The 26,996-nt window shown below is 52.4% G+C and carries 20 protein-coding genes; 10 read left to right on the top strand and 10 right to left on the bottom strand.

Annotation, left to right across the window (positions count from 1 at the left end):
* Positions 1 to 76: 76 nt before the first annotated feature.
* The 7 genes from cmoM (at position 77) to OGV85_RS21100 (ending at position 10,754) form a co-directional block, all read left to right on the top strand.
* A complete protein-coding gene (gene cmoM / locus OGV85_RS21130; protein WP_061547824.1) occupies positions 77 to 880 on the top strand; it encodes a tRNA uridine 5-oxyacetic acid(34) methyltransferase CmoM in 804 nt (267 codons plus the stop codon).
* Complete coding sequence (mukF, locus tag OGV85_RS21125; protein WP_061547825.1) at positions 873 to 2,195, top strand: chromosome partition protein MukF; 1,323 nt, start codon at positions 873 to 875, stop codon at positions 2,193 to 2,195. The genes cmoM and mukF overlap by 8 nt, the downstream gene beginning before the upstream one ends.
* On the top strand, positions 2,176 to 2,880 hold the full coding sequence (gene mukE, locus OGV85_RS21120; protein WP_003035809.1) for a chromosome partition protein MukE: 705 nt from the start codon (positions 2,176 to 2,178) through the stop codon (positions 2,878 to 2,880). Before mukF ends, mukE begins: the two co-directional genes overlap by 20 nt.
* Entirely contained in the window at positions 2,880 to 7,340 is a 4,461-nt protein-coding gene (gene mukB / locus OGV85_RS21115; protein WP_003846984.1) for a chromosome partition protein MukB, read from the top strand. Before mukE ends, mukB begins: the two co-directional genes overlap by 1 nt.
* Before the next feature lie 260 nt (positions 7,341 to 7,600).
* On the top strand, positions 7,601 to 9,352 hold the full coding sequence (gene ldtD / locus OGV85_RS21110) for a L,D-transpeptidase (RefSeq protein ID WP_032942892.1): 1,752 nt from the start codon (positions 7,601 to 7,603) through the stop codon (positions 9,350 to 9,352).
* A gap of 177 nt (positions 9,353 to 9,529) precedes the next feature.
* The gene (gene mepK / locus OGV85_RS21105; protein ID WP_003035820.1) at positions 9,530 to 10,078 is read left to right on the top strand and encodes a peptidoglycan L,D-endopeptidase MepK; all 549 of its coding nucleotides are present in this window, start codon (positions 9,530 to 9,532) and stop codon (positions 10,076 to 10,078) included.
* 28 nt (positions 10,079 to 10,106) lie between these two features.
* Positions 10,107 to 10,754 carry an MBL fold metallo-hydrolase gene (locus tag OGV85_RS21100; RefSeq protein WP_003035823.1) on the top strand — a complete coding sequence of 216 codons (648 nt, stop codon included), beginning with the start codon at positions 10,107 to 10,109 and terminating at the stop codon, positions 10,752 to 10,754.
* Between the two features lie 53 nt (positions 10,755 to 10,807).
* On the opposite strand, the gene aspC is transcribed toward OGV85_RS21100, so the two are convergent.
* The 4 genes from aspC to pncB all read right to left on the bottom strand — a co-directional run bounded on the left by aspC (position 10,808) and on the right by pncB (position 16,641).
* Positions 10,808 to 11,998, bottom strand: coding sequence for an aspartate transaminase (aspC, locus tag OGV85_RS21095; RefSeq protein ID WP_061547826.1), 1,191 nt, complete (start codon positions 11,996 to 11,998; stop codon positions 10,808 to 10,810).
* A gap of 183 nt (positions 11,999 to 12,181) precedes the next feature.
* Positions 12,182 to 13,270, bottom strand: coding sequence for a porin OmpF (gene ompF, locus OGV85_RS21090; protein ID WP_003035828.1), 1,089 nt, complete (start codon positions 13,268 to 13,270; stop codon positions 12,182 to 12,184).
* 600 nt (positions 13,271 to 13,870) lie between these two features.
* Positions 13,871 to 15,271: an asparagine--tRNA ligase gene (asnS, locus tag OGV85_RS21085; protein WP_003035832.1), complete on the bottom strand. Its 1,401-nt coding sequence runs from the start codon at positions 15,269 to 15,271 to the stop codon at positions 13,871 to 13,873.
* A 167-nt stretch (positions 15,272 to 15,438) separates the two neighbouring features.
* Positions 15,439 to 16,641 carry a nicotinate phosphoribosyltransferase gene (gene pncB, locus OGV85_RS21080; RefSeq protein WP_061547827.1) on the bottom strand — a complete coding sequence of 401 codons (1,203 nt, stop codon included), beginning with the start codon at positions 16,639 to 16,641 and terminating at the stop codon, positions 15,439 to 15,441.
* 266 nt (positions 16,642 to 16,907) lie between these two features.
* Between pncB and pepN the strand changes: the two genes are divergently transcribed.
* Positions 16,908 to 19,520, top strand: coding sequence for an aminopeptidase N (gene pepN / locus OGV85_RS21075; protein ID WP_061547828.1), 2,613 nt, complete (start codon positions 16,908 to 16,910; stop codon positions 19,518 to 19,520).
* 71 nt (positions 19,521 to 19,591) lie between these two features.
* Here pepN and ssuB read toward each other — a convergent pair whose 3' ends face one another.
* From ssuB to ssuE, 5 genes are read right to left on the bottom strand one after another with little or no spacing between them, the layout of a single operon-like run.
* Positions 19,592 to 20,359 (bottom strand): aliphatic sulfonates ABC transporter ATP-binding protein, encoded by a 768-nt coding sequence (gene ssuB, locus OGV85_RS21070; RefSeq protein WP_061547829.1) that lies wholly within the window; start codon positions 20,357 to 20,359, stop codon positions 19,592 to 19,594.
* A complete protein-coding gene (gene ssuC, locus OGV85_RS21065) occupies positions 20,356 to 21,147 on the bottom strand; it encodes an aliphatic sulfonate ABC transporter permease SsuC (protein WP_061547830.1) in 792 nt (263 codons plus the stop codon). The genes ssuB and ssuC overlap by 4 nt, the downstream gene beginning before the upstream one ends.
* A gap of 10 nt (positions 21,148 to 21,157) precedes the next feature.
* Entirely contained in the window at positions 21,158 to 22,303 is a 1,146-nt protein-coding gene (gene ssuD / locus OGV85_RS21060) for an FMNH2-dependent alkanesulfonate monooxygenase (protein WP_048219161.1), read from the bottom strand.
* Positions 22,300 to 23,274, bottom strand: coding sequence for a sulfonate ABC transporter substrate-binding protein (locus tag OGV85_RS21055; protein ID WP_061547831.1), 975 nt, complete (start codon positions 23,272 to 23,274; stop codon positions 22,300 to 22,302). The genes ssuD and OGV85_RS21055 overlap by 4 nt, the downstream gene beginning before the upstream one ends.
* The gene (gene ssuE / locus OGV85_RS21050; protein ID WP_003035849.1) at positions 23,267 to 23,842 is read right to left on the bottom strand and encodes an NADPH-dependent FMN reductase; all 576 of its coding nucleotides are present in this window, start codon (positions 23,840 to 23,842) and stop codon (positions 23,267 to 23,269) included. The genes OGV85_RS21055 and ssuE overlap by 8 nt, the downstream gene beginning before the upstream one ends.
* A gap of 243 nt (positions 23,843 to 24,085) precedes the next feature.
* Here ssuE and pyrD point away from each other — a divergent pair, with 243 nt between their 5' ends.
* The gene (gene pyrD / locus OGV85_RS21045; protein ID WP_003035851.1) at positions 24,086 to 25,096 is read left to right on the top strand and encodes a quinone-dependent dihydroorotate dehydrogenase; all 1,011 of its coding nucleotides are present in this window, start codon (positions 24,086 to 24,088) and stop codon (positions 25,094 to 25,096) included.
* Positions 25,097 to 25,261: 165 nt separating this feature from the next.
* Positions 25,262 to 25,804, top strand: a complete 543-nt coding sequence (gene zapC, locus OGV85_RS21040; RefSeq protein ID WP_003035852.1) for a cell division protein ZapC — start codon at positions 25,262 to 25,264, stop codon at positions 25,802 to 25,804.
* Here the strand turns inward: zapC and OGV85_RS21035 are convergent.
* Positions 25,801 to 26,907 carry a YcbX family protein gene (locus OGV85_RS21035; RefSeq protein ID WP_003836850.1) on the bottom strand — a complete coding sequence of 369 codons (1,107 nt, stop codon included), beginning with the start codon at positions 26,905 to 26,907 and terminating at the stop codon, positions 25,801 to 25,803. The two genes, zapC and OGV85_RS21035, sit on opposite strands and share 4 nt — an antisense overlap.
* Positions 26,908 to 26,996 lie beyond the last annotated feature (89 nt).

The following is a 26,996-nucleotide window of genomic DNA, read 5'->3' as shown; positions in this document are numbered from 1 at the left end:
AGGTTCATTCTCGGCGTGGGTGTGACAAAATAGCGGTTTTACTTAGTCACCCTAAAGCCAGCATGTGGAGAGCCTGATGCGGGATCGCAATTTTGATGACATTGCAGAGAAGTTTTCCCGTAACATTTACGGCACCACTAAAGGTCAGCTTCGCCAGACGATCCTCTGGCAGGATCTGGACAAACTTCTTGCCGACTACGCGGGCCAGACATTGCGTGTGCTTGATGCGGGAGGCGGAGAAGGGCAGACAGCCATTCTGATGGCGCAGCGGGGCCATCACGTTACCTTGTGCGATCTTTCTGCTGAGATGGTGGCGCGAGCGCAACGGGCGGCAGAAGAGCAAGGTGTGAGCGACAACATGCATTTTATACATTGTGCCGCTCAGGACATCCCACAGCATTTGGATTCTCAGGTTGATCTGATATTGTTTCATGCTGTGCTGGAATGGGTGGCCGATCCACAAACCGTCTTAAAAACATTGTGGTCGATGTTACGCCCGGGCGGTGCTTTATCGCTGATGTTCTACAATGCAAATGGCCTGTTGATGCGTAATGTGTTGGTCGGTAATTTCGGCTATGTACAGCAGGGAATGTATAAAAAGAAACGGCGCACGTTGTCTCCCGATTTCCCGCGCGACCCTCAGCAGGTCTATGGCTGGCTGGAGGAGATTGGCTGGGAGATAACCGGTAAAACGGGCGTGAGGGTGTTTCATGATTATCTGCGTGATAAACAAAAACAGCATGACTGTTTTGATGCTTTAACAGAAATAGAAACGCGCTATTGCCGCCAGGAACCGTATATCAGCCTTGGGCGCTATATTCATGTCACCGCGATTAAACGTCCGGCCCGAGCCGCAGATGCAAGGATAACCTATGAGTGAATTTTCCCAGACAGTCCCCGAACTGGTTGCCTGGGCCAGAAAAAATGACTTCTCCATCTCTCTGCCGGTAGACAGACTTTCGTTCCTGCTGGCGGTCGCCACATTGAACGGTGAGCGACTTGACGGTGAGATGAGTGAAGGTGAACTGGTGGATGCGTTCCGCCATGTGAGTGATGCGTTTGAGCAAACCAGCGAAACCATCGGCGTCCGCGCCAACAACGCGATCAACGACATGGTGCGTCAACGTCTGCTGAACCGCTTTACCAGCGAGCAGGCTGAAGGCAACGCCATTTACCGTTTAACGCCGCTCGGGATTGGCATCACAGATTACTATATTCGTCAGCGCGAGTTCTCTACGCTGCGTCTTTCCATGCAACTGTCGATTGTTGCAGGCGAACTGAAGCGCGCGGCGGATGCGGCAGCGGAAGGTGGCGATGAGTTCCACTGGCACCGCAACGTCTATGCGCCATTGAAATACTCGGTGGCGGAGATTTTCGACAGTATCGATCTGACCCAGCGCATCATGGATGAACAGCAGCAGCAGGTAAAAGACGACATCGCACAGTTGCTAAACAAAGACTGGCGGGCGGCGATTTCCAGCTGTGAACTGTTGCTTTCTGAAACGTCTGGTACGCTGCGTGAACTGCAGGATACGCTGGAAGCGGCGGGGGATAAGCTGCAGGCTAACCTGTTACGCATCCAGGACGCCACAATGACGCATGATGATTTGCATTTCGTTGATCGGCTGGTGTTTGATTTACAAAGCAAGCTCGACCGCATTATTAGCTGGGGTCAGCAGTCCATTGACTTGTGGATCGGCTACGATCGTCATGTGCATAAATTTATCCGTACCGCGATCGATATGGATAAAAATCGCGTCTTCGCCCAGCGTCTGCGTCAGTCTGTGCAGACCTACTTTGACGACCCATGGGCGCTGACCTATGCCAACGCCGATCGTCTGCTGGATATGCGTGACGAGGAGATGGTGCTGCGTGACGAAGAGGTCACTGGTGAACTTCCGGAAGATCTGGAATATGAAGAATTTAACGAGATCCGTGAACAACTGGCGGCGATCATCGAAGAACAGCTGGCTATCTACAAATCCAGACAAACACCACTGGATCTCGGTTTGGTAGTGCGCGAGTATCTGGCGCAATACCCGCGTGCGCGTCATTTCGACGTCGCGCGTATTGTTATCGATCAGGCGGTACGCCTTGGCGTAGCGCAAGCAGACTTCACCGGACTGCCAGCCAAATGGCGGCCGATTAATGATTACGGAGCCAAGGTACAGGCGCATGTCATTGACAAATATTGAACAAGTGATGCCGGTAAAGCTGGCGCAGGCGCTGGCGAATCCGTTATTTCCGGCGCTGGATAGTGCCTTACGTTCGGGCCGCCATATCGGTCTGGATGAACTGGATAATCATGCCTTCCTGATGGATTTTCAGGAATATTTTGAAGAGTTTTACAGCCGCTATAACGTGGAATTGATCCGTGCGCCGGAAGGGTTCTTTTACCTTCGTCCGCGTTCAACGACGCTCATTCCGCGTTCGGTCCTGTCTGAACTGGACATGATGGTGGGTAAAATTCTTTGCTATCTCTATCTCAGCCCGGAACGCCTGGCGAACGAAGGGATTTTTACCCAGCAAGAGCTGTATGACGAGCTGTTAACGCTGGCGGATGAAGCCAAACTGCTGAAGCTGGTGAACAACCGTTCAACCGGTTCTGACGTTGACCGCCAGAAGCTACAGGAAAAAGTGCGTTCTTCGCTCAACCGCTTGCGCCGCTTAGGCATGGTGTGGTTTCTGGGCCACGACAGCAGCAAATTCCGTATTACGGAATCTGTCTTCCGCTTTGGCGCGGATGTGCGTAGCGGTGACGATCCGCGTGAAGCACAGCGTCGCTTAATTCGTGATGGTGAAGCGATGGCGGTCGAGAACCGTCTGCAGCTCAACGATGAGCCCGAAGAGAATCAGCCGGACAGTGGAGAAGAAGAATAATGATTGAACGCGGTAAATTTCGCTCACTTACGCTGATTAACTGGAATGGTTTTTTTGCCCGTACGTTTGATCTCGATGAGCTGGTCACCACGCTGTCCGGTGGTAACGGTGCGGGTAAATCCACCACCATGGCGGCATTTGTTACGGCGCTCATTCCGGACTTAACCCTGCTGCATTTCCGTAACACCACCGAAGCTGGTGCAACCAGCGGTTCACGTGATAAAGGTCTGCACGGTAAGCTGAAAGCAGGGGTCTGTTACTCAATGCTCGACGTCCTCAACTCGCGTCATCAGCGCGTGGTCGTGGGTGTGCGTCTGCAACAGGTTGCGGGTCGTGATCGCAAAGTGGATATCAAACCGTTTGCCATTCAGGGGCTGCCGATGTCGGTACAGCCAACCCAACTGGTGACGGAAACGCTGAACGAACGCCAGGCGCGCGTACTGTCTCTACCTGAGCTGAAAGAGAAGCTTGATGAGATGGAAGGTGTGCAGTTTAAGCAGTTCAACTCAATAACCGATTATCATTCGCTGATGTTCGATCTGGGCATCATTGCCCGTCGCCTGCGCTCCGCGTCTGATCGTAGTAAATTCTACCGTCTGATTGAAGCCTCGCTGTACGGCGGGATCTCCAGCGCCATTACCCGTTCACTGCGTGACTACCTGCTGCCGGAAAACGGCGGCGTCCGTAAAGCGTTCCAGGATATGGAAGCCGCGCTGCGTGAAAACCGCATGACGCTGGAAGCGATTCGCGTAACCCAGTCTGACCGCGACCTGTTTAAACATTTGATCAGCGAAGCGACCAACTATGTGGCTGCGGATTATATGCGCCACGCCAACGAACGTCGTATCCATCTGGATAAAGCACTGGAATATCGTCGTGAACTGTATACCTCACGTAAGCAGCTGGCGGCAGAGCAGTACAAGCACGTGGATATGGCGCGTGAACTGGGCGAGCATAACGGCGCCGAAGGCGATCTGGAAGCCGATTATCAGGCCGCGAGCGATCACCTGAATCTGGTGCAAACCGCGCTGCGTCAGCAGGAAAAAATTGAACGCTACGAAGCGGATCTCGAAGAACTGCAGATCCGTCTTGAAGAACAAAATGAGGTGGTTGCGGAAGCCGTTGACCGCCAGGATGAAAACGAAGCCCGCGCGGAAGCCGCCGAACTGGAAGTGGATGAGCTGAAAAGCCAGCTTGCCGATTACCAGCAGGCGCTGGACGTCCAGCAGACGCGAGCCATCCAGTATACCCAGGCGATCCAGGCCCTAAATCGGGCGAAAGAGCTCTGCCACCTACCGGATCTGACAGCCGACAGCGCCGCCGAATGGCTGGAGACTTTCCAGGCCAAAGAGCAGGAAGCCACTGAAAAGCTGCTAACGCTTGAACAAAAAATGAGCGTGGCGCAAACCGCGCATAGCCAGTTCGAACAGGCTTATCAGCTGGTGGCGGCTATCAACGGCCCGCTGGCACGTAGTGAAGCCTGGAGCGTGGCGCGTGAACTGCTGCGCGAAGGCGTTGAACAGCGCCACCTGGCGGAACAGGTTCAGCCATTGCGTATGCGACTGAGCGAACTGGAGCAGCGTCTGCGCGAACAGCAGGATGCCGAGCGTCTGCTGGCCGAATTCTGCAAGCGTCAGGGTAAACAGTTTGATATCGATGAGCTGGAAGCGCTGCACCAGGAACTGGAAGCGCGCATCGCCGCCTTGTCGGACAGCGTCTCGTCTGCCAGCGAACAGCGTATGACGCTGCGTCAGGAACAGGAACAGCTACAATCCCGTATTCAGCATTTGATGAAGCGGGCACCTGTCTGGCTGGCTGCGCAAAATAGCCTGAATCAGCTTAGCGAGCAGTGTGGCGAAGAGTTTACCTCCAGCCAGGATGTGACCGAGTATCTGCAACAATTGCTGGAGCGCGAGCGTGAGGCCATTGTTGAGCGTGATGAAGTCGGTGCACGTAAAAATGCGGTTGATGAAGAGATTGAACGTTTAAGTCAGCCGGGCGGGGCGGAAGATCAGCGTCTGAACGCGCTGGCGGAACGCTTTGGCGGCGTGCTGCTGTCAGAAATTTATGATGACGTTAGCCTTGAAGATGCCCCGTACTTCTCTGCGCTGTATGGTCCTTCGCGCCATGCCATCGTGGTACCGGATCTATCACTAATTACCGAACAGCTTGAAGGGCTGACGGATTGCCCGGAAGATCTCTATTTCATCGAAGGGGATCCGCAGTCGTTTGATGATAGCGTCTTCAGCGTTGATGAACTGGAAAATGCGGTGGTGGTGAAAACCGCCGAGCGTCAATGGCGTTATTCCCGCTTCCCGAAGGTGCCTATTTTTGGTCGTGCAGCGCGTGAAAGCCGTATCGAAACCCTGCATGCCGAGCGTGAAGGGCTGTCTGAACGTTTCGCCACGCTCTCCTTTGATGTCCAGAAAACCCAGCGTCTGCATCAGGCGTTCAGCCGCTTTATCGGCAGCCATCTGTCGGTGGCGTTTGAAGCCGATCCAGAAGCGGAAATTCGCCAACTGAATAGCCGTCGCGTTGAACTGGAACGTGCGCTGACCAATCATGAAAATGATAATCAGCAAAGCCGTATGCAGTTTGAACAGGCGAAAGAGGGCGTCTCCGCGCTGAACCGCCTGCTGCCTCGCTTGAATCTGCTGGCCGATGACACGCTGGCCGATCGCGTGGACGAAATTCGCGAGCGTCTGGATGAAGCTCAGGAAGCCGCGCGTTTTGTACAGCAACATGGCAATCAGTTGGCGAAACTGGAACCTATCGTTTCAGTTCTGCAAAATGACCCTGAGCAGTTTGAACAGCTGAAGGAAGACTATACGTATTCCCAGCAGATGCAGCGCGACGCACGTCAGCAGGCTTTTGCGCTGACTGAAGTCGTACAGCGTCGGGCGCACTTTAGTTATTCCGACTCAGCCGAAATGCTGAGCGGTAATAGCGATCTGAACGAAAAATTGCGTGAACGCCTGGAACAGGCGGAAGCCGAACGTACCCGCGCTCGTGAGGCGCTGCGCAGCCATGCTGCACAGTTAAGCCAGTACAACCAGGTCATGGCATCGCTAAAAAGCTCTTATGACACCAAAAAAGAGCTGCTTAACGATTTACAACGTGAACTGCAGGATATTGGTGTCCGTGCGGACAGCGGTGCCGAAGAGCGCGCGCGTATCCGTCGTGACGAACTGCATGCGCAGCTCAGCAACAACCGTGCACGCCGCAACCAACTTGAGAAAGCACTGACCTTCTGCGAAGCGGAGATGGAAAACCTGACCCGCAGACTGCGCAAGCTGGAACGTGATTATCATGAAATGCGTGAGCAGGTAGTCACCGCCAAAGCCGGCTGGTGTGCAGTCATGCGGATGGTGAAAGATAACGGTGTGGAACGTCGTCTGCACCGTCGCGAGTTGGCCTATCTTTCTGGTGACGAACTGCGTTCGATGTCGGATAAGGCGCTCGGTGCGCTACGTCTGGCGGTTGCGGATAACGAACACCTGCGCGATGTGTTGCGTATGTCTGAAGATCCAAAACGCCCAGAGCGCAAAATCCAGTTCTTCGTCGCGGTTTACCAGCATCTGCGTGAACGTATTCGCCAGGATATTATCCGTACCGACGATCCGGTTGAAGCCATCGAACAGATGGAGATTGAGCTGAGCCGTCTGACGGAAGAATTAACCTCTCGTGAACAGAAACTGGCGATCAGCTCACGCAGCGTGGCGAACATTATTCGTAAGACCATTCAGCGTGAACAGAACCGTATTCGCATGCTGAACCAGGGGCTGCAAAGTGTGTCGTTTGGCCAGGTTAACAGCGTTCGCCTGAACGTCAATGTGCGTGAAACGCATGCTACCTTGCTGGACGTACTTTCAGAGCAACATGAACAGCATCAGGATCTGTTTAACAGCAATCGCCTGACCTTCTCAGAAGCGCTGGCGAAGCTGTATCAGCGCCTGAATCCGCAGATCGACATGGGGCAACGCACGCCGCAAACCATTGGTGAAGAGCTGCTGGACTATCGTAACTATCTGGAAATGGAAGTTGAGGTTAACCGTGGTTCTGACGGCTGGCTGCGTGCTGAATCTGGCGCGCTGTCAACGGGTGAGGCGATCGGGACCGGGATGTCTATTCTGGTGATGGTGGTGCAAAGCTGGGAAGATGAAGGTCGCAGATTGCGCGGGAAAGACATCTCTCCTTGCCGCCTGCTGTTCCTTGATGAAGCAGCACGACTCGATGCGCGCTCTATTGCGACTCTGTTTGAGCTGTGTGAGCGTTTGCAGATGCAGCTGATTATCGCTGCGCCGGAAAACATCAGCCCAGAGAAAGGCACCACCTACAAACTGGTGCGTAAAGTCTTCCAAAACACCGAGCACGTTCATGTGGTGGGGCTGCGCGGATTTGCGCCTCAGTTACCGGAACCACTGCCGGGGACTGAAGATGCCTCCTCGCAGGCAAGTTAAGCAAAAAGGCGGCTACAAGGCCGCCTTATTTTTTTCCGCAAAGACGTCATGCCTGGTGTAATTTCTTTAGACTTCTTTACATTAGGTTAGGCAAAAACTTTTTGATGTTTATATACTAAAGGTAAGCCCAACGCGTCACGGGCTTGCTCGTCATACTTCAGTTTGTATTGGCGTTTTACAGGTCCGACCCCGTCAAAATAAAAGGGGAATACAGGCGGCCTGGCTATTCAGAGTATGATAAAGAAAACAGGGGGCAAGGGATGTTGCTTAATAAAATGTGTGGTCGTCGGCTGTCGGCAATCAGTTTATGCCTGGCCGTAACATTCGCTCCACTGTTCAATGCGCAGGCCGATGAGCCTGAAATGATCCCTGGCGATAGCTCTGCGACCGTCAGTGAACAGCCAACAGCGTTGTCGCAGCCGCAGGTTCAATCTTCTGCGACGGCTATCATGGCGGGTATTCAACCGCTGCCAGAAGGCGTGTCTGTCGATAAAGCCCGCGCCGAAATACACTCTCAACTGCCAGCAGGCTATACGCCGGTCTACATGAGCCAGCTGGAACTGCTGTATGCCGCACGTGAAATGAAGCCGATGTGGGAAAATCGTGATGCGGTAAAGGCCTTTCAACAACAGTTGGCCGAGGTCGCGATTGCTGGCTTTCAGCCGCAGTTTACTACCTGGGTTGCACTTCTGACTGATCCGGCAGTAACCGGTCAGGCGAGAGACATTGTGCTCTCGGATGCGATGATGGGGTATCTGCACTTTATCGCTAATATCCCTGTCAAAGGTAATCGCTGGCTTTACAGCGATAAGCCCTATGCGCTAACGACGCCGCCGATTTCTGTCATCAACCAGTGGCAGGTCGCACTGGATAACGGTCAACTAACTTCGTTTGTTGCCAGCCTGGCGCCTCAGCATCCGCAGTATGCAGCCATGCATGAATCGCTGCTCAAGCTGGTAGGTGATACACGTCCCTGGCCGCAGCTCACCAGTACAGCAACGCTACGTCCGGGGGAGTGGAGTAATGACATCCCTGCGCTGCGTGAAATTTTGCGACGAACCGGGATGCTGGAGCCTGCCGTCAGTACGTCTGGCAAAGAAGGGCGTGGCACCTACGATCGTGAACTGGTTGATGCGGTAAAGCGTTTTCAGACGTGGCAGGGACTTGGCGCCGATGGCGCGATTGGCCCTGCCACGCGTGACTGGCTGAACGTGACGCCCGCTCAGCGTGCGGGCGTGCTGGCGTTAAATATTCAGCGCTTACGCCTGCTGCCGAGTGAGCTGTCTACCGGTATCATGGTGAACATTCCTGCCTATTCGCTGGTTTATTATCAGAATGGCAATCAGGTGCTGGCCTCGCGCGTTATTGTCGGGCGTCCAGATCGCAAAACGCCGATGATGAGTAGTGCGCTGAATAACGTGGTCGTTAACCCACCGTGGAACGTTCCGCCGACGCTGGCCCGAAAAGATATTCTGCCTAAGTTATGGAATGATCCGGGATATCTTGAACGTCACGGCTATACCGTGATGCGCGGCTGGAACAGTAAAGAGACGATAGATCCGTGGCAGGTTGACTGGGCCACCATCACTGCGTCCAATCTGCCGTTCCGCTTTCAGCAGGCTCCGGGCGCACGTAACTCGCTCGGACGCTATAAATTCAATATGCCGAGTTCGGACGCTATTTATCTGCACGATACACCGAACCACAATCTGTTCCAGAAAGATACGCGGGCGTTAAGTTCCGGCTGTGTGCGTGTGAATAAGGCATCTGAGCTGGCGAATATGCTGCTACAGGACGCGGGTTGGAATGATACCCGCATCTCGGATGCCCTGAAGCAAGGGGATACGCGGTACGTGAATATTCGCCAGAATATTCCGGTCAACCTCTACTATCTGACCGCATTTGTTGGCCCGGATGGTCGCACGCAGTATCGTACAGATATTTACAATTACGATCTGACAGCGCGATCCAGCGCACAAATTGTGTCAAAAGCCGAGCAATTAATCAGATAAATGAAGCAGTTCGAGGAAAATGATTGTCGTAAGTTATGCTGGAAACGGGGCAAAATGGCTGTGAGCCCCGTATTTCCTGGGGTTGGGAGCCTTGACGTGGACTACTTAGCCAGATAAGGTTTCCCGCGTGCGCTAGAGCATACATACGATAACATTGACCTTGTAGACCTTAATACCATGGACAAATTTGACGCTAATCGCCGCAAACTGCTGGCGCTTGGTGGTATTGCCCTCGGCGCTGCCATCCTGCCTACGCCTGCGTTTGCAACACTCTCTACCCCACGTCCGCGTATATTGACTCTGAATAACCTGCATACCGGTGAGTCAATAAAAGCAGAGTTTTTTGATGGCAGGGGCTATATTCAGGACGAATTAGCAAAACTTAACCACTTTTTCCGTGATTTTCGGGCCAATAAAGTGAAATCCATTGACCCCGGACTGTTTGATCAACTCTTCCGTCTGCAGGGCCTGCTGGGTACGCGTAAACCCGTACAGCTGATCTCCGGTTATCGTTCCGTCGATACCAATAATGAACTACGTGCGCGCAGTCGCGGTGTGGCCAAGAAAAGCTACCACACCAAAGGCCAGGCCATGGATTTCCATATTGAAGGCATCGCATTAAGTAATATTCGCAAAGCTGCGTTATCTATGCGCGCAGGTGGTGTAGGATACTACCCCAGCAGTAACTTTGTGCATATCGACACCGGCCCTGCACGGCACTGGTGATCCATAAGCTTAATGAAACAGGAGCTGTATGAACTATCGTATTATTCCGGTCACTGCATTCGCCCAGAACTGCTCGCTAATCTGGTGTGAGCAGACTCGTCTGGCCGCGTTGGTCGATCCCGGCGGCGATGCCGAGAAAATCAAACAGGAAGTGGATGCCAGCGGTCTGACGCTAATGCAGATCCTGCTTACTCACGGTCATCTTGATCATGTTGGGGCGGCAGCTGAACTGGCACAGCATTATGGTGTACCGGTTATTGGTCCGGAAAAAGAAGATGAGTTCTGGCTACAGGGGCTCCCTGCGCAGAGCCGCATGTTTGGCCTGGGCGATTGTGAGCCGCTGACGCCCGATCGCTGGCTGAACGAAGGTGATCGGGTCAGCGTTGGCAACGTGACGTTGCAGGTGTTGCATTGTCCGGGTCATACACCGGGACATGTGGTCTTCTTTGATGAGCAATCAAAGTTACTGATTTCGGGTGACGTGATTTTCAAAGGTGGCGTAGGGCGCAGCGATTTTCCGCGCGGAGATCACAGCCAACTGATCGATTCGATTAAACGTAAACTGTTGCCGCTGGGCGATGACGTGACGTTTATTCCGGGTCACGGCCCACTTTCTACGCTGGGTAACGAACGGCTTCATAACCCGTTCCTGCAGGACGAAATGCCTGTCTGGTAATACCGCAGATAAATAAAAAGGCCGCTATTGCGGCCTTTTTTGTACGCGATAGATTACAGTACTGCGACAATCGCTTCGCACAGCGGCGCCATGTTATCTGGCGTCATTCCAGCTACGTTTACACGTCCGGAAGCGACAGCGTAGACACCAAACTCTTCACGCAGACGCAGAACCTGCTCTTTTGTCAGGCCGCTGAATGAGAACATGCCGTTCTGTTTGATGATAAAGCTGAAGTCGCGATTCGCACCTTTCTCCTGCAGCGTATTCACGAACAGTAAACGCATGCGCTGAATGCGTTGGCGCATATCGGTCAGTTCCTGTTCCCAGATGGCACGCAGCGCGTCATTGCTCAGAATCGTGGCAACTACGGATGCGCCGTGTGCTGGCGGGTTGGAATAGTTAGCGCGAATGACTGATTTCATCTGACTAAACGCACGGTCGACGGTTTCAGCATCAGCAGCAACCAGCGTACAAGCACCTACGCGCTCATTGTACAGACCAAAGTTCTTGGAGTAGGAACTGGCAACGATCAGCTCTTTGTGCAGCGCGGCGAATGCGCGCAGACCTTCTGCATCTTCTTCCAGACCGCGGGCAAAGCCCTGGTATGCAAAGTCAAACAGCGGCAACCATCCTTTCTCGACAGAAAGCTGAGCCAGCGTTTGCCACTGCTCAAGCGTAGGATCGATACCGGTTGGGTTATGGCAGCAGCCGTGGAACAGTACCACATCGCCAGCCTGAGCTTCGCTGAGGCTGGCCAGCAGCGCATCAAAGTCTAATGAGTGGTTCGCTGCATCGTAATAGTTGTATTCACGAACTTCCAGACCTGCAGAGTTAAAGACGCTCTTATGGTTCGGCCAGCTTGGGTTGCTCACCCATACGCGTTTAGCCGACGTATTTCTTGCGAGAAAATCAGCTGCCACGCGCAGTGCGCCAGTGCCGCCAGGGGTCTGTGCTGTACGTGCGCGTTTATCGTTGATAAGCGAACTCGTTTTACCAAACAGTAATTCCTGAGTGCAACGACCAAACTCTGGAATACCGTCAATGCCAAGGTAGTTTTTGGTGGTTTCATTTTCCAGTATATATTGCTCGGCTTTTTTAACGCTGGTCAGCACCGGCGTTTTGCCTGTCTCATCTTTATATACACCGATCCCGAGGTTTATTTTTCCAGGGCGGTCATCGGCACGAAACAAATCAGCCAGACCCAAAATGGGGTCGGCAGGAGCGGCGGTAATGTTCTCAAACATGACGAGGTTCCATAGTGATTACAGAAGGGAAGTCCGCTATCAGGTTAACGGTAGATTTACAAAATGCCAACCGTTACTGACGAAAAGCTGAGGTGTTTTTTTAAGACGCAAGAATTCGCTAGCAGATATAAAAAAACAGGACCGAAGTCCTGTTTTTAAGGCATTTAACAAAGAGGTCTGCTATTAGAACTGGTAAACGATACCGAGTGCTACGGTGTCGTCAGAGTTCACACCCAGTTTGTTGTCAGAGTCGATCTGGTTGATCTGGTAGTCAACATAGGTGGACATGTTTTTGTTGAAGTAGTAGGTTGCGCCTACTTCAATGTAGTTCACCAGATCTTCGTTGCCTACACCTTCTACGTCTTTCGCTTTAGATTTGTTGTAGGAGATGGACGGGCGCAGACCGAAATCGAACTGATACTGAGCGACAACAAAGAAATCTTGCGTTTTGTTGGCGAAGCCGCTGGTGGTCACGCCATTCTGGGTAGTGGAGAGGCGGGTTGCGTTACGGGTTTCACCGTAGTTCGCTGCCAGGTAGATGTTGTTAGCATCGTACTTCAGGCCGGTTGCCCACTGCTCAGCTTTTTTGCCACCGTTAGCGTAGAAAGAGTTTTCCTGCGCGTTGGTACGGTCAGCTGCACCGTAAGCACCAACGATACCGAAGCCATCCATTTCGTAGCTTACAGAACCGCCAACGCCGTCGCCGTTAGAACGACCGGTATTGCCATCACGCTCGTTTTTACCCAGATACTGGATACCGAAGTTCAGGCCGTCAACCAGACCGAAGAAGTTAGAGTTACGGTAGGTCGCAACACCACCTACACGGCCAACGAAGAAGTTGTCGCTGTACGCGGTATCACCACCAAATTCTGGCAGCATATCGGTGTAACCCAGGGCATCGTAAACGATACCGTAGTTACGACCGTAGTCGAAAGAGCCCAGATCGGCATATTTCAGACCAGCAAATGCCAGACGGGTTTTGTTACCGTTCTGAGCGTCGCTGCCGCCTTCAGAGTTGTTACCGGCAAAGTTGTATTCCCACTGACCGTAACCGGACAGATCGGAATTAATCTGAGTTTCCCCTTTGAAACCAAGACGGGCATAAGTCTGATCGCCATCGTTGCCAGCGTTATCAGAAAAATAGTGCAGACCTACGGTTTTACCGTATACATCCAGCTTGTTGCCATCTTTGTTATAAACTTCTGCAGCGTTAGCTGCCCCGGCTACCAGCAGAGCAGGGATAACCACTGCCAGAATATTGCGCTTCATCATTATTTATTACCCTCATCGGTTTTTATATGACACCTGCCACTGCCGCCAATAAATTCCGTCAATGAAAATTTACGGAACTATTGATGAGAGTTTGGTGTCTTTATGTGTCTGACAGGCATCTTTCCATTCAAACTACCGTTTCGCTACCGTCAAAGTGCTACAAATATAAAGATTTGGTTTCAAAAAGAAAAAATGTGTAACAAGATGTTATTTTTGTGCGACTTTGTGAACAGCGTCAAACTTCGGATACCCTTGCGCCCAAAATTCTCGTTTTTATTTCTATTTATATGATTTTCTTATATTTAATTTTGCTAAGGTTATTTTTTCTCCGTAATACCGGAAAGTTTGGATTTTACGGGTAACGATTTTTGGACGTCTGGAGTGCCGTGCGAAAGGCTAAAAAATGTACTATTTAATCAGAAAATGCTAATCCACAATAAAATTACTGGTTATTTTTTGTGCAAATGTATTGCGATGAAATATTACGTAACAGGTGGAGGGGATTGAAAGGTTGTGTTTAACGTGAGATGGGTATCCAGATAACATGAAAAGGGTATAAAAAAGGCCAGCAATGCTGGCCTTTGAAACAATAACGCACGTTTAGAAGGTGGCGTTACGCGGAGTACGCGGGAACGGAATAACATCACGGACGTTTTGCACGCCGGTGACGTAAGCGATCAGACGCTCGAAGCCCAATCCGAAGCCGGAATGCGGAACGGTACCGTAGCGACGCAGGTCGCGATACCACCAGTAATCCTCTTTGTTCAGACCCATTTCCAGCATACGGGCATCCAGCACGTCCAGACGCTCTTCACGCTGAGAACCACCGATGATTTCGCCGATTCCAGGAGCCAGAACGTCCATTGCAGCAACGGTTTTACCGTCTTCGTTAAGGCGCATATAAAACGCTTTGATATCTTTCGGGTAGTTTTTCACCACCACCGGCGCTTTAAAGTGCTCTTCAGCAAGATAACGTTCATGCTCGGAAGACAGATCCACACCCCAGTAAACCGGGTTTTCAAACTGTTTGCCGCATTTTTCCAGAATGCTTACCGCGTCGGTGTAATCCACCTGCGCGAAGTCAGCGTCAATGAAACGTTCCAGGCGTGAAATCGCGTCCTTGTCGACACGTTCAGCGAAGAATTTCATATCATCTGCACGCTCTGCCAGTACGGCTTTAAACGCGTATTTCAGCATCGCTTCAGCCAGGCCTGCAACATCGTTCAGGTCAGCGAACGCCACTTCTGGTTCCAGCATCCAGAACTCTGCCAGGTGACGACTGGTGTTAGAGTTTTCTGCACGGAACGTCGGGCCAAAGGTATAAATTTTGGACAGGGCGCAGGCGTAAGTTTCACCGTTCAACTGACCGGAAACGGTCAGGAAGGCTTCCTTACCAAAGAAGTCTTTATCGAAATCGACTTTACCCTGATCGTTGCGCGGCAGGTTTTCCAGATCCAGCGTAGAAACACGGAACATTTCACCGGCACCTTCCGTATCGGAAGCGGTGATCAGCGGAGTCGATACCCAAAAGAAACCCTGCTCGTGGAAGAAGCGATGCAGCGCTTGCGCCAGCGTATGACGTACGCGCGCTACCGCACCAATCATATTGGTGCGCGGACGCATATGCGCCACTTCACGCAGATACTCGATGCTGTGACGCTTAGCCGCCATTGGGTAGGTATCAGGATCTTCAACCCAGCCCGCGACTTCAACTTCAGTGGCCTGAATTTCAAAGCTCTGTCCTTGTCCAGGTGATGCAACGACTTTACCCGTTACGATAACTGAACAACCCGTCGTCAGGCGCAGTACGTCCTGATTGTAATTGGGCAGAGAATTATTGATGACGGCCTGTACAGGATCAAAGCAGGAACCGTCATAAACGGCGAGGAAGGAGATGCCAGCTTTTGAATCTCGGCGGGTACGCACCCATCCGCGCACGGTGACTTCGCTGTCAACGGCTACGCGGCCCTGGAGTACGTCGGCTACAGGCACAACGCTCATAATATTCTCTCTGTTAATAGTCGGATATATAAACACATGTCCACCCATAATGGGGGGGATACCTATGTTACCTGGCATCTGCAATCAGACAAGCAGAATTCGTAGCTGGAGTGAAAGATTTCGGAAATAAACGCGAATAAGGGAGCCAAAATGGCTCCCTGGAAGGATTAACTGGCTTTTTTAATATGCGGGAGATCGAAGGCTTTGCGCAGTGCACGAACAAATGCTTTATCGTGGCAGATGGTTTTACCCGGGCTGTCAGATAACTTCGCCACTGGTTTGCCGTTACATTCCACCAGCTTAATTACGATATTAAGCGGCTTAACCTGTGGAATGTCGCATGTTAGCCGTGTCCCAATACCAAAACTCAACTGTACGCGGGAAGAGAAGTGGCGGTAGAGTTCAATCGCTTTTTTCAGATCGAGGTTATCTGAAAAGACCAGCGTTTTGCTCAGCGGATCAATACCCAGTTTTTCATAATGGGCGATGGCTTTTTCACCCCATTCCACCGGATCGCCTGAGTCATGGCGTAATCCCTGGTAGCGGGTCGCAAACTCAACGCCAAAGTCGCGTAAAAATGCGTCCATGGTGATGCAATCGGTCAATGCAATGCCGAGTTGATCAGGATACTCATTTAACCAGGCGGCCAGGGCTACACGTTGGCTGGTGGCAAGTTCAGGACTGATTTGCTGATGAGCCTGGAACCACTCATGCGCCTGCGTACCCATTGGGGTTAATGACAGGCGGCGGGCCAGATCGTAGTTACTGGTGCCGACAAACCAGGGCTCTTGCTGCAGGCGTTTAACGATAGCCTGCTGTACTTCGCGCGAAAAACGACGACGCGTACCGAAATCCATCAAATGGAAGCGGGACATATCGACATCTTTTGTTAAAGCAGAGAATTCTACTAGTTTGCTTTCCAGCTCATCGAGTGCCTGCGGGACGCCTGATTCAGGTGAGCGGTAACGGTGTACCAGTTCGCTAATCACCGCTAACAGCGGGACTTCCCACATGATCACTTCACGCCACGGACCGGTTAAGCGGATGTTTAGCTTACCGTTATCATTGGTGACGCAAACCTGTTCCGGGTTATAGCGGAAATCACGTAACCAGGTGAGGTAATCAGCTTTAAAGAAAGGCAGGCTGGAGAGCCACTGGTACTCATCCTCCTGCAGTCGCAGGCGCTGCATAGCATTCACCTGCTCACGAATAGAATCGGCATAAATACCGAGCAGGTCATCGCCACGGCAACGAAATTCAGCCGCTACTTGTACGTCATAGTAGTGGTGAAAAACGGCTTGCTGCATATGCAACTTATAAGCGTCTGTATCCAGCAGCGAGTGCAGAACAGGAGAAGCGAATTGTGTCATAGGTGCGCAGTAGCATCCTCTCACGGGAGCGTTTAGTACAATAAACAACTAAGAAAACCGCTGGAGTATACCCTGTTTAGCGATTTATTGAACCCCGATCACACCATAAGCTCTCTTTCTGGTCGAGGGCAATTCGTGCCACGTGTTATAAAAATGTAGCAAAAAGGGTGTTTGTGCCTGAAAAGATGAACATTCTGCGTAGCGCGATTTACGCAACAGGAATAGACTGAAGCCGAGACTCTATTAAAGATGCTAAAGGTTTTTTTATGACACAACAGCCACAAGCCAAATACCGTCACGACTATCGTGCGCCGGATTACCAGATTACTGATATTGATTTGACCTTTGACCTGGATGCTGAAAAAACCGTGGTCACCGCAGTGAGCCAGGTTGTCCGTCATGGCGCGTCCGACGCGCCCCTGCGCCTGAATGGCGAAGATCTGACCCTGGTGTCGATCCACGTAAACGACGAGCTGTGGACAGAGTATAGAGAAGAAGAGGGCGCTCTGGTCATCAATCAACTGCCGGAACGTTTTACGCTGCGTATCGTGAATGAAATTAGCCCAGCGGCGAATACCGCGCTGGAAGGGCTGTACAAGTCAGGCGATGCGCTGTGTACCCAGTGCGAAGCAGAAGGTTTCCGCCATATTACCTGGTATCTTGATCGCCCGGACGTGCTGGCGCGTTTTACTACCAAAATAATCGCCGATAAAACGCAATATCCGTTCCTGCTCTCCAACGGTAACCGCGTGGCGCAGGGTGAACTGGAAAATGGTCGCCACTGGGTTCAGTGGCAGGATCCATTCCCGAAACCGTGCTATTTATTTGCGCTGGTGGCCGGTGATTTTGACGTCCTGCGCGATACTTTTACTACCCGCTCAGGGCGTGAAGTAGCACTGGAACTGTACGTCGATCGCGGTAACCTGGACCGCGCGCCATGGGCGATGACCTCGCTGAAAAACTCCATGAAATGGGATGAAGAGCGCTTTGGCCTCGAGTATGACCTCGACATCTATATGATTGTCGCTGTGGATTTCTTCAACATGGGCGCGATGGAGAATAAAGGTCTGAACATCTTTAACTCCAAATACGTGCTGGCGCGTACCGATACCGCCACCGACAAAGATTACCTCGATATTGAGCGCGTCATCGGTCACGAATATTTCCATAACTGGACCGGCAACCGCGTGACCTGTCGCGACTGGTTCCAGTTGAGCCTGAAAGAGGGTTTAACTGTGTTCCGCGATCAGGAGTTCAGTTCCGATCTCGGCTCACGTGCGGTAAACCGCATCAGCAATGTGCGTACCATGCGCGGTCTGCAGTTTGCTGAGGACGCCAGCCCGATGGCGCATCCTATCCGCCCGGATATGGTCATCGAAATGAACAACTTCTATACCCTGACCGTGTACGAGAAGGGTGCGGAAGTGATTCGTATGATCCACACCCTGCTGGGTGAGGCTAACTTCCAGAAAGGGATGCAGCTGTACTTTGAGCGTCACGACGGTAGCGCTGCAACCTGTGATGATTTTGTGCAGGCGATGGAAGATGCGTCTAACGTTGATCTCTCCCATTTCCGCCGCTGGTACAGTCAGTCCGGTACGCCGATTCTGACCGTGCGTGATGACTATAACCCATCAACTGAACAGTACACGCTGACCATTAGCCAGCGCACGCCGACCACGCCGGATCAGGCCGAAAAACAGCCGTTGCATATTCCTTTCGCTCTCGAGTTGTATGACAACGAAGGGAAAGTGATCCCGCTACAAAAAGGCGGGCACCCGGTGAATTCCGTACTCAACGTCACCCAGGCAGAGCAGACGTTTGTCTTTGATAACGTCTACTTCCAGCCGGTTCCGGCGCTGCTGTGCGAATTCTCCGCGCCGGTAAAACTGGAATATAAATGGAGCGATCAGCAACTGACCTTCCTGATGCGTCACGCGCGTAATGATTTCTCTCGTTGGGACGCGGCGCAAAGCCTGCTGGCGACCTACATTAAGCTCAACGTTGCCCGCCATCAGCAGGGACAACCGCTGTCGCTGCCGGTACACGTGGCCGATGCATTCCGCGCAGTTTTGCTGGATGAGAAAATCGATCCGGCGCTGGCGGCAGAGATCCTGACGCTGCCTTCAGTAAATGAAATTGCCGAACTGTTCGACATCATTGATCCGGTGGCGATAACCGAAGTTCGCGAAGCGTTAACCCGCACGCTGGCGGCCGAGCTGGCGGATGAATTCCTCGCCATCTATAACGCTAATCATCTCGATGAGTACCGCGTTGAGCATGCCGATATTGGCAAGCGTACGCTGCGTAACGCCTGCCTGCGTTTCCTGGCCTTTGGCGAAACCCATCTGGCTGACACGCTGGTAAGCAAGCAGTACCATGAAGCGAACAATATGACCGATGCGCTGGCGGCGCTATCCGCGGCAGTCGCGGCGCAGCTTCCTTGTCGTGACGCGTTGATGCAGGAGTATGACAATAAGTGGCACCATGACGGTCTGGTGATGGATAAATGGTTTATCCTGCAATCCACCAGCCCGGCTAGAAACGTGCTGGAAACGGTACGCGGCCTGTTGAAGCATCGCTCTTTTAGCATGAGTAACCCAAACCGCATCCGTTCGCTGATCGGTGCCTTCGCGGGCAGCAACCCGGCAGCATTCCATGCGGAAGATGGTAGCGGTTATCAGTTCCTGGTTGACATGCTGACTGAGCTCAACAGCCGTAACCCGCAGGTGGCGTCACGTCTGATTGAGCCGCTGATTCGCTTAAAACGTTATGATGCAAAACGTCAGGCGAAGATGCGTGCGGCGCTGGAACAGCTGAAAGGTCTGGAGAATCTGTCAGGCGATCTGTTCGAAAAGATCTCTAAAGCGTTAGCCTGATAATATTGCCGGATGGGTCCGGCCTACCATTCACGCGTAGGCCGGATAAGCGGTAGCGCCATCCGGCATTTTTAACCTTGCTTGCGTAGCTGAACTTCATTGTCGCCACGCTGCATCACCCGGTTCAACACCTCGGCTTCCAGTTCTGTCAAACGCACGGAACCAATCCGGCGAGGTCGTGCAATATCCACCGTTAAATCCAGCCCGATTTTTCCGTCCTCAATCAGCAAAACGCGATCGGCCATTGCTACCGCTTCGCTGACGTCATGGGTGACCAACAGTACGGTAAAGCCGTGCTCTTGCCATAAAGAGACGATCAGCTCCTGCATTTCAAGGCGGGTTAAGGCATCCAGTGCGCCGAGGGGTTCATCCAGCAGCAGCAGACTAGGGCGATGAATTAATGCCCGGGCCAGGGCCACGCGCTGTTTTTGTCCGCCAGAAAGCGCTGCGGGCCACTCCTGAGCACGATTCTCCAGTCCAACGGCGGCCAGCGCATCTCGGGCCGCATTGTGCCAGTGACCTTTCAGACCCAGACCGACGTTATCGATAACCGTCTTCCATGGTAGCAGACGCGCATCCTGAAACATCATACGCGTATCATCCTGAATTTTCGCCAGTGAGGTGGTTCCGGCAAGTAATGCGCCTGAGGTGGGCGACTCCAACCCTGCCAGCAGACGCAGCAACGTGCTTTTACCACCACCGCTGCGGCCAACCACGGCAACGAACTGCCCGGCCTGTATATGCAAATCTAACTGATTGAGCACCGTATTGGCGGCGTATTGTTTTGTCACGGCGCTCAGCAACAGCGGCGTACCTTGGTTCAAGCGAGCGGTATTCATACGGTAGCCTCCTTTATATGGTAAGCCGGGTGCCAGCGCAGCCAGACTCGCTCCAGCAATTGGGCGCTGACGTCGGCAAGTTTGCCGAGTAAGGCGTAGAGAATAATGGCCACCACAACCACATCGGTTTGCAGAAATTCGCGGGCGTTCATCGCCAGGTAGCCAATACCGGCATTGGCTGAAATGGTTTCTGCGACGATAAGTGTCAGCCACATCAGCCCGAGAGCGAAACGCACGCCGACCATAATTGAGGGCAGGGCACCAGGGAGGATGACATGAACAAACAGTGAAAAGCCGGACAACCCATAGCTACGCGCCATTTCTACCAGCCCACGATCGATATTACGGATCCCATGCCAGGTGTTGATGTAAATCGGAAACAGCGTGCCTAACGCAACGAGAAAGATCTTGGCGGATTCATCAATGCCGAACCACAAAATCACCAGCGGGATCAGTGCCAGATGCGGTACGTTACGCAGCATCTGCACCGAGGTATCCAGCAGGCGTTCTCCCCAACGCGAAAGACCGCTGATCAGTCCCAGCGTCAGGCCAATCGATCCACCGATGGAGAATCCGATCAGCGCGCGCCAGGAACTGATGGCCAGATGCTGCCAAAGCTCGCCGCTGGCGGAAAGCGTCCAGAAGGCTTCGATAACACCCTCCGGAGAGGGCAGTATGCGGTTGGACAGCCAGCCCATTGATGATGCGAGCTGCCAGAGCGCCACCAGACCTACCGGTAAAAACCAGGGCGCGAGGCGCAATAACCATCCGTTTTTCGTCGTTGCCATTAGCCGCTCCTTAGCTTTGTGCGACTTTGCGCGGGATGAATTCGTTTGCAACCGCTTCGCCTTGCTGTTGCAGGCGCTGCGGTTGCGGAATTTCTGGTATCGCGACATCCAGATGCGGGAACAGCAGCTCACCAACCTTGTACGCTTCTTCCAGATGCGGATAGCCGGACAGCACAAAGCTGTCGATTCCCAGCGCGGCATACTCGTTAATACGTGCTGCGACCGTAGGACCGTCTCCAACCAGTGCGGTCCCTGCGCCACCGCGTACCAGTCCTACCCCTGCCCACAGGTTCGGGCTAATTTCCAGTTTGTCGCGTTTACCGTTGTGCAGTGCAGCCATTCGCTGCTGACCAACCGAATCCGTTTTTGAGAAGGCGGCCTGGGCTTTGGCGATGGTGTCGTCATCCAGATGGGCTATCAGACGATCCGCTGCCTGCCATGCCTCGTGCGTTGTCTCTCGTACGATCACATGCAGACGAATACCGAAGCGGATCTTACGCCCGAGCGCCGCTGCTTTGGCCCGCACCTGTTCAATCTTCGCTTTCACCTGTTCGGGCGGCTCGCCCCAGGTCAGGTAGAGATCAACCTGTTCTGCAGCAAGATCTTGTGCGACATCAGACGAGCCGCCGAAATAAAGCGGTGGTCGGGGTTGTTGTACGGGAGGGAAAAACAGCTTCGCGCCGCGGACGTGAATATGTTTGCCGTTGAAATCCACCGTTTCACCTTGCAGCAAGCGCCGCCAGACCTGAGTAAATTCAGCAGAGGCTTCATAGCGCTCGGTGTGATCGAGGAACACGCCGTCGCCTGCCAGCTCCTGTGGATCGCTGCCGGTCACTAGGTTAAATAACGCCCGGCCATTTGAGAGTCTGTCGAGCGTTGCAGCCTGACGTGCGGCAACCGTTGGCGAGGTAACGCTTGGACGCAGCGCGACCAGAAACTTTAATCGCTGGGTGACCGGGATCATCGAGGCGGCGACCAGCCAGGCATCTTCGCAAGAGCGACCTGTTGGGATCAGAACGCCGGTAAACCCAAGACGATCGGCCGTTTGCGCGATTTGTTGCAGATAACCGTGATCGACAGGGCGCGAACCTTCTTCCGTTCCAAGATAATGACCGTCACCATGGGTGGGTAAAAACCAAAACATGTTCAGACTCATAATTTTTCTCCTGCCTGCTGAGTGGGTTGCCAGATACGCTGGCGAATATCGATTTTTTTCGGCACCAGACGGTTGTCATAAAACAGATCGGCGGTTTGTTGTTGCAGGGCTGCAACAGAGGCGTTGACTGGCACAATGGTGGTTGGCGGACGGTGATCCAGATAAGACGCAATCACCGGTTCTGGCAGTCCCATGGTTTTGGCCAGCAGGGTAATACTTTGCTGGCGCTGGCTGAGGGTTAACGCATCGGCCTGGCTAAAGGTATCCAGTACGCCAAGAACAAATGCGCCATTTTTCTCGGCATAGGGACGGGCGGCGAGATAAAACGAACCGGTTTGCTTGAGGTCTGAGCCGTCTTTTAGCACGCGTACATCACCTTGCAGTAACGCGGCGGAATAATAGGGGTCCCAGATAGCCCATGCATCAACGTTTCCTTGCTGAAAGGCTGCTCGCGCGTCGGCGGGAGTCAGATAGGTCGGTTGAATATCGGTAAATTTCAGTCCGGCCTGCTGCAGCGCCCGGAGCAGTAAATTGTGGGCGCTGGACCCTTTCTGGAAGGCGACTTTATGTCCTTTAAGCTGCGCGACGCTCTGGATCGGGCTATTTTTCGGCACTAGAATCACTTCGGCTTTCGGCTTGGGCGGCTCGACGCCCACGTAAACCAGATCGGCTCCGGCAGCCTGGGCGAAAATTGGCGGAATATCACCGGTGCTGCCGAGATCGATACTGCCGATGTTGAGCGCTTCCAGCATTTGCGGCCCAGCCGGGAATTCGACCCACGAGATTTTAGTCTGCGGATAGCGTTTCTCCAGTAGCTGATGGCTTTTGGCCAGCACCATACTGACGCTTCCTTTCTGGTAACCAATACGCAGGGCATCGGGGGCCGATTCTGCGGCATGCCCCAGAGTTGACAACGACAACAACCCACTCAGTGCCAGCCATGACGTGTGACGCTTGAGAAGATCAAGCATGGGCGGCACCTCGCAGGGTGTTCAGTTGAGGAAGTTGGACATCGCGACGATGCAACGCCAGCCAGAAGGTATCAAGCGCACTGTCCAGACGCTGCTGAAGGTTGGGCGTAAACTGAGGTTTATGTTGATAATCAATGACCTGCGAATCATCGGCAAACACACCGTGCAGGATCTCCTGGGCCTTTAATGCGCTCAGTACCGGTTTCAGCGCGTAATCGACGGCAAGCAAATGCGCCACGCTGCCGCCGGTAGCCAACGGCAAAACTACTTTCCCTTCCAGCGCTCGCTCGGGGAGCAGATCGAGCAGGGTTTTCAGGGCGCCAGAGTAAGCGGCTTTATAGACCGGCGTGGCGACAATCAGCCCGTCTGCATCCTGCAATTGTTCGCTAAATGTCTTCAACGCCGGACTGTCAAAACGGGCATAGATTAGGTCTTCCGGGGCAAAGTTATGCAGGTTCCAGTGAAAGACTTCGACATCATGACCGTTTAGTTTTTCTCGGGCATATTCCAGTAACGCGCTGGAGCGAGAGGGAAAGCGTGGGCTTCCCGCCAGAGTAATGACGCGCATAATTTTAATCTCCCCTTATAACTAATTGTTTGCTTTTGCTTAACATTGATAACAATTTATGCAGTCTGGCAGAGAGATTTTGTTTATCGAAATGATTTATACGGGATAGAAAAGTTGGAAATTGAATAAAAAGGCAGGGGCCAGGAAAACGATTGCTATTTATTGCCGCAGGTCAATTCCCTTTTTGCTCGCGATCGCACATAATACGCCCCCGGTTTGCACACCGGGAATCCAGGAGAGTTCATGTACTACCCCTTCGTTCGTAAAGCCCTTTTTCAGCTCGATCCAGAGCGCGCTCATGAATTGACATTCCAGCAATTACGTCGCATTACCGGCACACCGCTTGAAGCGCTTGTGCGCCAGAAAGTACCGGCAAAACCGGTTACCTGTATGGGGTTGACGTTTAAAAATCCGCTCGGGCTTGCTGCCGGACTGGATAAAGACGGGGAGTGCATTGATGCGCTCGGCGCGATGGGATTTGGTTCCATTGAGATTGGTACCGTGACGCCACGTCCACAGCCGGGTAACGATAAACCGCGTCTGTTCCGTCTGGTCGATGCAGAAGGTTTGATCAACCGCATGGGGTTTAATAACCACGGGGTTGATAACCTGGTTGAGAACGTTAAAAAATCGCATTTTGACGGTATTCTGGGGATTAATATTGGTAAGAATAAAGATACTCCAGTAGAGAACGGCAAAGATGACTATCTGATTTGTATGGAAAAAGTCTATGCTTATGCGGGTTATATCGCGATTAATATCTCTTCACCGAATACGCCGGGATTACGTACGCTGCAATACGGCGAGGCGCTAGACGATCTCCTGACGGCAATTAAAAATAAGCAAAATGATCTGCAAACGATCCACCATAAATATGTTCCAGTGGCGGTTAAGATCGCGCCGGATCTTTCTGTGGAAGAACTGATCCAGGTTGCTGACAGTTTAGTTCGTCATAATATTGATGGCGTAATTGCGACTAACACTACGCTCGATCGTTCTCTCGTTCAAGGAATGAAAAATTGCGATCAAATGGGTGGCCTGAGCGGTCGACCGTTACAATTAAAAAGTACAGAAATTATTCGCCAGTTGTCTCAGGAATTAAAAGGCCAGCTGCCGATTATTGGTGTTGGTGGTATCGACTCGGTGATTGCTGCACGTGAGAAAATAGCTGCTGGTGCCACCCTCGTACAGATTTATTCGGGCTTTATTTTTAAAGGTCCGCCGTTGATAAAAGAAATCGTCAGCAATATCTGAATGCTACCTTAATCACAAACCAGGGCTTTATTTCTAGCCCTGGTTGTTTTATATTCCTTTACTGTTGCTTATTTAAACATTCTGAGCTTTTATTATTAGGGCAATAAACGAAGCGGCAAAAGGATACTGTCGTAACGGTGATGATTAAGGAAAGGAGAGAAACTGATGCGAATTAAACCCGACGATAACTGGCGCTGGTATTATGATGAAGAGCACGATCGTATGATGCTCGATTTAGCCAATGGCATGTTATTCCGTTCGCGTTTTGCTCGTAAAATGCTCACTCCTGATGCATTTTCTCCGTCAGGTTTTTGTGTTGATGACGCCGCGCTTTATTTTTCCTTTGAAGAAAAATGTCGCTACCTGGATTTAGCCAAAGAACAAAAAGCGGAACTGGTGCTCAATGCGCTGGTGGCGATTCGTTATCTCAAACCGCAGATGCCGAAAAGCTGGCACTTTGTTGCACACGGTATTAACTGGTCACCGGTCGTGGGTGACGCTGCCTGTGTTGATTTAAGCGATACCGATGAACAGGTAAACCTGTTAGTGGTTGAGCCGGGTGAAAACGCCGCGCTTTGTCTGCTTGCGCAACCTGGTGTGGTTATCGCCGGGCGTACGATGCAGCTTGGCGATGCGATTAAAATAATGAATGACAGACTGAAACCGCAGGCAGTAGTTGACAGTTTCAGCCTTGAGCAGGCGGTTTAGCTCTCCAGCCTGATTGCTGTTTTGGGAACACAGCTGCAGCACAGAATCGTTCCGTCGTCCCCTATCGCTGATTTCTTCAACGGGCTAACTTCGCCATCTACCAGTCGAATTCGACAGCATCCACAAATGCCTGCCCGGCATGAATAGGGAACCCGGATACCCTGGTTTTCCAACTGCTCAAGCAATACCTGCTGATTATTTCCGCGAAAGGTCTGTCCCTGCCAGTCAATAAGCACCGTGGCATCAGGTTGTTGTTCGGGTGCAGTGTCGTCTAATTCCGCTGCGCCGTACGCCCTGGCGGGGCCGGTTGCCAAAATCTCTACCTCATCGCCGACGCGAATAACGCCACTGTTGCGTGCGATAAGATTCTGGCCGAAATCGACATCGCCATTATCTACCGCAGTACGGAAGGTTTGCAGTGTTGCGAGCGGTTCGCCGGATGGGTGTTTCTGGCCTTTTTCCGGGCTAACGGTAGTGAAAATACAGCGGCTACAGGGTTTTGCAACATCAAAAATGACGTCGCCAATACGAATCACTTTCCAGGTATCTTCTTCCCAGGCGCCAGCTCCTGAAACCACCAGATTGGGGCGAAACTGTTCCATTTTGACGCTTGCCGGACAGCGCTGTTGCACATCGCGCAGGGATGCTTCGTTGGCCAGCAGATAGGGATAACCATCAGCGAAGGATAAAGGAACATCAACATGTCGTTTTACACGGCGCGTCAGCTGCGGACCGACCCAGCGTAGCTGCACGTCACGGGAGAAAAAACTGCTAAGCCACTGGTTAATAGCCACTGGCGCAATGCGCGCGGTAAAATGATTTCCCCATACTTCAGTTGGCGCATCCTGGGTGGCGAAGTCGGCAAATCGTACGAGCGCACTGCTGCCGTCTGGAGCCGTAAGATGCAGCCCATCGTGGAATGGGGAAGGCGTAAAACGGACCATTTGTGGGAACTGGCGGGCGGTTATGAACGTTCCGTCAGGTTCAGTGATCATAAATATGCGATCAAAGGCGAGACCGCTAATATCTGCCAGGGCATGCGTAAGCCCAATGCCGCGCATTGATTTAACCGGATGAATAAAAAGTCGGGTTAACGTGACCACTGTACAGCCCCTCGAATGAAAATAAGCCTTCAACTTTATGACATACAGCCCATATTAGCTATAATGCGCAGCAATTTTCTCGGAGTAAA

This window comes from Citrobacter sp. Cf132, assembly GCF_030333885.1.
In the GTDB taxonomy this organism is placed as follows: Bacteria; Pseudomonadota; Gammaproteobacteria; order Enterobacterales; family Enterobacteriaceae; genus Citrobacter; species Citrobacter freundii.
Note: the sequence above shows the minus strand (reverse complement) of the source record. Positions and strands in the feature narration are given on the sequence as shown.